The sequence below is a fragment of the Nakamurella sp. genome (assembly GCF_048594475.1).
Classification (GTDB): Bacteria; Actinomycetota; Actinomycetes; order Mycobacteriales; family Nakamurellaceae; genus Nakamurella.
This window is the reverse complement of record NZ_JBMDXT010000441.1, coordinates 1-4,193: the sequence shown is the minus strand read 5'-3', so window position 1 is coordinate 4,193 and position 4,193 is coordinate 1. Positions and strand designations below refer to the sequence as shown.

The window sequence follows — 4,193 nt, the reverse complement described above, 5'->3', positions numbered from 1 at the left end:
CCACCCACACCAAGCTGGGCCGGGGCGGGCTGGCCGACGTCGAGTGGACGATCCAGCTGCTGCAGCTGCAGCACGCCTACCAGGTCCCGGCGCTGCGGACGCCCAGCACGCTGCCGGCGATCGCGGCCGCCGCCCGGGCCGTCCTGATCAGCGACCAGGACGCCGAGGCGCTGACCAACGGCTGGATCACCGCCTCGCGCACCCGCAACGCGATCATGCTGGTCCGCGGCAAACCCGACGACCAGATCCCGCGGCTGGGCCGCGAGCTCGCGGCCATCGCCCGGGCGTGCGGGTACCCGCCGGGCGGCGACCCCGGCGAGTTCGTCGACGACTACCGGCGGGCCACCCGGCGGGCCCGCAAGGTGGTGGACCGGGTCTTCGACAGCGGCTGAGTGGCTGGCTGATCCGCCCGGCCAGTTCTGTCAGGATGGCTGCGTGCCAACCTGGATCTGGATCGTCATCGCCGTCGTCGTCGTGCTCGCCCTCGCCCTCGTGCTGGGGACGGTCCGCGCCCGCGGCCGCCGCATCTCCCTCAAGGACGCCCCGCCGAAGGAGATCGCCAAGACCGACGAGCCGCCGGCCAAGGGCGGCTACAAGGCCGGCGGGTCCATCTCGTTCTCCGCCGGCGGCGGGGCGGGGACCGCGCTGGCCGAGCCGCCGACGCCGCCGGCATCGACACCGCGGCCGGTCACCCGGCCGATGCCGGTGGTCCCGGACCTGCTGCCCGAGCGCACCGAGGTGGACGGGCAGCCGGGGGTCGGCGACGACGCCTCGGTGCCGCGGGACGCGCCGAGCCGCGACATCGTCGAGGTGGCCCTGCCCGACGACGTCACCGAGACCGTCACGACCGAGACCGTCACCGACGTGGTCGTCGTCGAACCCGACGGCACCGTCGACGAGGTGCTGGTCGACGAGGTGCTGGTCGACGAGGTGCTGATCGACGAGGCCGCGGTCGAGCCGGTGCGCGAGGAGATCGCGCCGACCGCCGGCCGCCTGTCGCGGTTGCGCGGGCGGCTGTCCCGGTCGCAGAACGCGTTCGGCCGCTCGCTGCTGGGCCTGCTCGGCGCCGGGACCCTGGACGAGGACTCCTGGGAGGAGGTCGAGGACACCCTGCTGATGGCCGATCTCGGGGCCGCCGCGGCGGGCGAGATCACCCAGAAGCTGCGGGCCGCGGTGGCCGCGCACGGCGTCACCGACGCGGCCAGCGCCCGGGCGCTGCTGCGGACGGTGCTGATCGATGCGGTCGACCCGTCGATGGACCGGTCGGTGCGGGCCCTGCCGCACGACGGGCGGCCCAGCGTCCTGCTGATCGTGGGGGTCAACGGGACCGGCAAGACCACCACCACCGGCAAACTGGCCCGGGTGCTGGTCGCCGACGGCCGGCACGTGGTGCTCGGGGCCGCCGACACGTTCCGGGCCGCCGCGGCCGATCAGCTGCAGACCTGGGGTGAGCGGGCCGGGGCCGCGGTCGTCCGGGCCGATGCCGGGGCCGATCCGGCGGCGGTCGCGTTCGACGCGGTCAAGCGCGGCATCGCCGACGGTGCGGACGCCGTGCTCATCGACACCGCCGGCCGGCTGCACACCAAGACCGGCCTGATGGACGAGCTCGGCAAGGTCAAGCGGGTGATCCAGAAGCAGGCCGAGGTCGACGAGATCCTGCTGGTGCTGGACGCGACCACCGGACAGAACGGGCTGGTCCAGGCGACCGTGTTCGCCGAGGTGGTGGACATCACCGGGATCGTGCTGACCAAGCTGGACGGCACCGCCAAGGGCGGCATCGTCGTGGCGGTGCAGCGGACGCTGGGCGTGCCGGTCAAGCTGGTCGGCCTGGGCGAGGGCCCGGACGATCTGGCGCCGTTCGAACCCGCCGCGTTCGTCGACGCTCTCTTGGGTGACTGAGCGTCACACGTTGTCTTCGCCCGTGAAACGGTTCGGAAACACATTCCGAACCGAGTTCACACCGGTGAAACCTCCGGGAGCGCCCGGCGCAACACGCGGGCGCGAATCTTCGTGGGTCACTGGGCCGAACCGCCCTGCTCGCTGGCGGCTGGCCTGACCATCCCACTCCTAGAGCCTGGAGGCTTGATGGAATCCACCTTCGAACTGAATCCGGGCAATACCGCCTGGATGCTCGCCGCGGCCTCGCTGGTGTTGCTCATGACCCCGGCGCTGGCCTTCTTCTACGGCGGCATGACCCGCTCCAAGTCCGTCCTCAACATGATGATGATGAGCTTCGGCGCGCTCGCCGTCGTCGGACCGATCTGGATGCTCTGGGGCTACTCCGAGGTGTTCGGCGAGAACATCGCCGGCATCATCGGCGATCCCTTCGAGTTCTTCGCCCTGCACGGCCTGAACGACGAGAACGGCCTGATGGCCGCGACCGGCGTGCCGGCCACCGTGGCCGTCGGCTACCAGGCGACGTTCGCCATCATCACCGTCGCGCTGATCAGCGGCGCGATCGCCGACCGGGCCCGGTTCGGCACCTGGCTCGTCTTCTCCGCCCTCTGGGTGACCCTGTGCTACGGCCCGATCGCGCACATGGTCTGGGGCGGCGGCGCGCTGGGCACCGAGGGCTTCGTGGCCGAGTGGCTGTCCACCCCGATCGACTTCGCCGGTGGCACGGTCGTGCACATCAACGCCGGTATGGCCGGCTTCATGCTGGCCATCATCATCGGCAAGCGCATGGGCTTCGCCAAGGAGCCGATGAAGCCGCACAACCTGCCGTTCGTGATGCTCGGCGCCGCCCTGCTGTGGTTCGGCTGGTTCGGCTTCAACGCCGGGTCCGAGTTCGCCGCCGACGGCACCGCGGGCCAGGCGTGGATCAACACCCTGACCGCCACCTGCGTCGCGGCCCTCGGCTGGCTGATCGTGGAGCGGATCCGGGACAAGCACGCCACCAGCCTGGGCGCCGCCTCCGGCGTCGTCGCCGGCCTGGTCGCCATCACCCCGGCCGCGGCCGCGGTCGACATCGTCGGCTCGATGGTCATCGGCCTGGTCGCCGGCGCGGTCTGCGCGCTGGCCGTCGGACTGAAGTACAAGTTCGGCTACGACGACTCGCTCGACGTGGTGGGCGTCCACCTGGTCGGCGGCATCATCGGCACCGTGCTGATCGGCCTGTTCGCCAACGTCACCCGGGACGCGGACGGCGTGGTCACCTCGGCGACCTGGGCCCCCGACGGCGCCCTGAACGGCCTGTTCTACGGCGGCGGCTGGACCCAGCTGTGGACCCAGATCGTGGTCGCGATCATCGCCGTCGTGCTGTCCGGCGTGATCACCCTGATCATCGGCTACGCCCTGAAGTTCACCATGGGCTGGCGGATCCCGGAGGAGCACGAGGTCGAGGGCGTCGACGTCACCACCCACGGTGAGGCGGCGTACGACCTGGAGCCCTCGGCCGGCGCCAGCCGGACCTCCGGTTCCCTCACCCACGTTCCCGCGCACCGCGCTCAGGAGGCCAAGGCATGAAGCTCGTCACCGCCGTCATCAAGCCGTTCAAGCTCGACGAGGTGCGTGCAGCGCTGCTTGCCTTCGGGGTCCAGGGAATGACCGTCTCGGAGTCGTCGGGGTACGGCCGCCAGCGCGGTCACACCGAGGTCTACCGCGGCGCGGAGTACACCGTCGAACTGCTGCCCAAGGTCCGCCTGGAGATCCTCGTCGACGACGAAGACGCCGATGACGTCGTCGACGTCATCGTCCGGGCCGCCCGGACCGGCAAGATCGGCGACGGCAAGGTCTGGCAGATCCCGGTCGAATCGGTGGTGCGCGTGCGCACCGGCGAGCGCGGTCAGGAAGCGCTGTAGGCCCATGCGGAATTCGCCTGTGGGGATGGCGGGCGGTTTCGCGCAGGTGCGAGCCCAACTGCTGAGCCGGACCGGGGTTCCCGGTCCGGCTCGGCGGAAGGCTCTCGCCCGACTGACCGACGGCTGGCTCGGCGAACTCGCCCAGGACGCCGGGGTCAACGTCGGCGGGGTCGCCCTGGTGGCGGTCGGCGGGTACGGCCGCGGCGAGCTGTCGCCCTTCTCGGACCTCGACCTGGTCCTGCTCCATTCCACGGAGACGCCGGCCTCCTACGCCGGCATGCTGGCCGAGCGGCTCTGGTACCCGATCTGGGACTCCAAGATCCGGCTCGACCACTCGGTGCGCAGCGTCGGCGGGGCCCGCCAGATCGCGCGGACCGACCTGCCGGCGATGCT

General features: G+C 71.5%; 4 protein-coding genes and 1 pseudogene. All 5 read left to right on the top strand.

Going from position 1 to position 4,193, the window contains the following annotated elements; all coding sequences use genetic code 11:
- Window positions 1-392: pseudogene (locus tag ACOJUF_RS19905) on the top strand (bifunctional [glutamine synthetase] adenylyltransferase/[glutamine synthetase]-adenylyl-L-tyrosine phosphorylase); the annotation flags it as partial.
- Window positions 393-435: 43 nt separating this feature from the next.
- On the top strand, window positions 436-1,899 hold the full coding sequence (ftsY, locus tag ACOJUF_RS19900; RefSeq protein ID WP_420123555.1) for a signal recognition particle-docking protein FtsY: 1,464 nt from the start codon (window positions 436-438) through the stop codon (window positions 1,897-1,899).
- A 186-nt stretch (window positions 1,900-2,085) separates the two neighbouring features.
- Window positions 2,086-3,465, top strand: a complete 1,380-nt coding sequence (locus tag ACOJUF_RS19895; RefSeq protein WP_420123554.1) for an ammonium transporter — start codon at window positions 2,086-2,088, stop codon at window positions 3,463-3,465.
- The gene (locus ACOJUF_RS19890; RefSeq protein ID WP_420123553.1) at window positions 3,462-3,800 is read left to right on the top strand and encodes a P-II family nitrogen regulator; all 339 of its coding nucleotides are present in this window, start codon (window positions 3,462-3,464) and stop codon (window positions 3,798-3,800) included. The genes ACOJUF_RS19895 and ACOJUF_RS19890 overlap by 4 nt, the downstream gene beginning before the upstream one ends.
- A gap of 25 nt (window positions 3,801-3,825) precedes the next feature.
- A partial coding sequence (locus ACOJUF_RS19885; protein WP_420123552.1) for a nucleotidyltransferase domain-containing protein occupies window positions 3,826-4,193 on the top strand: 368 nt, incomplete at its 3' end.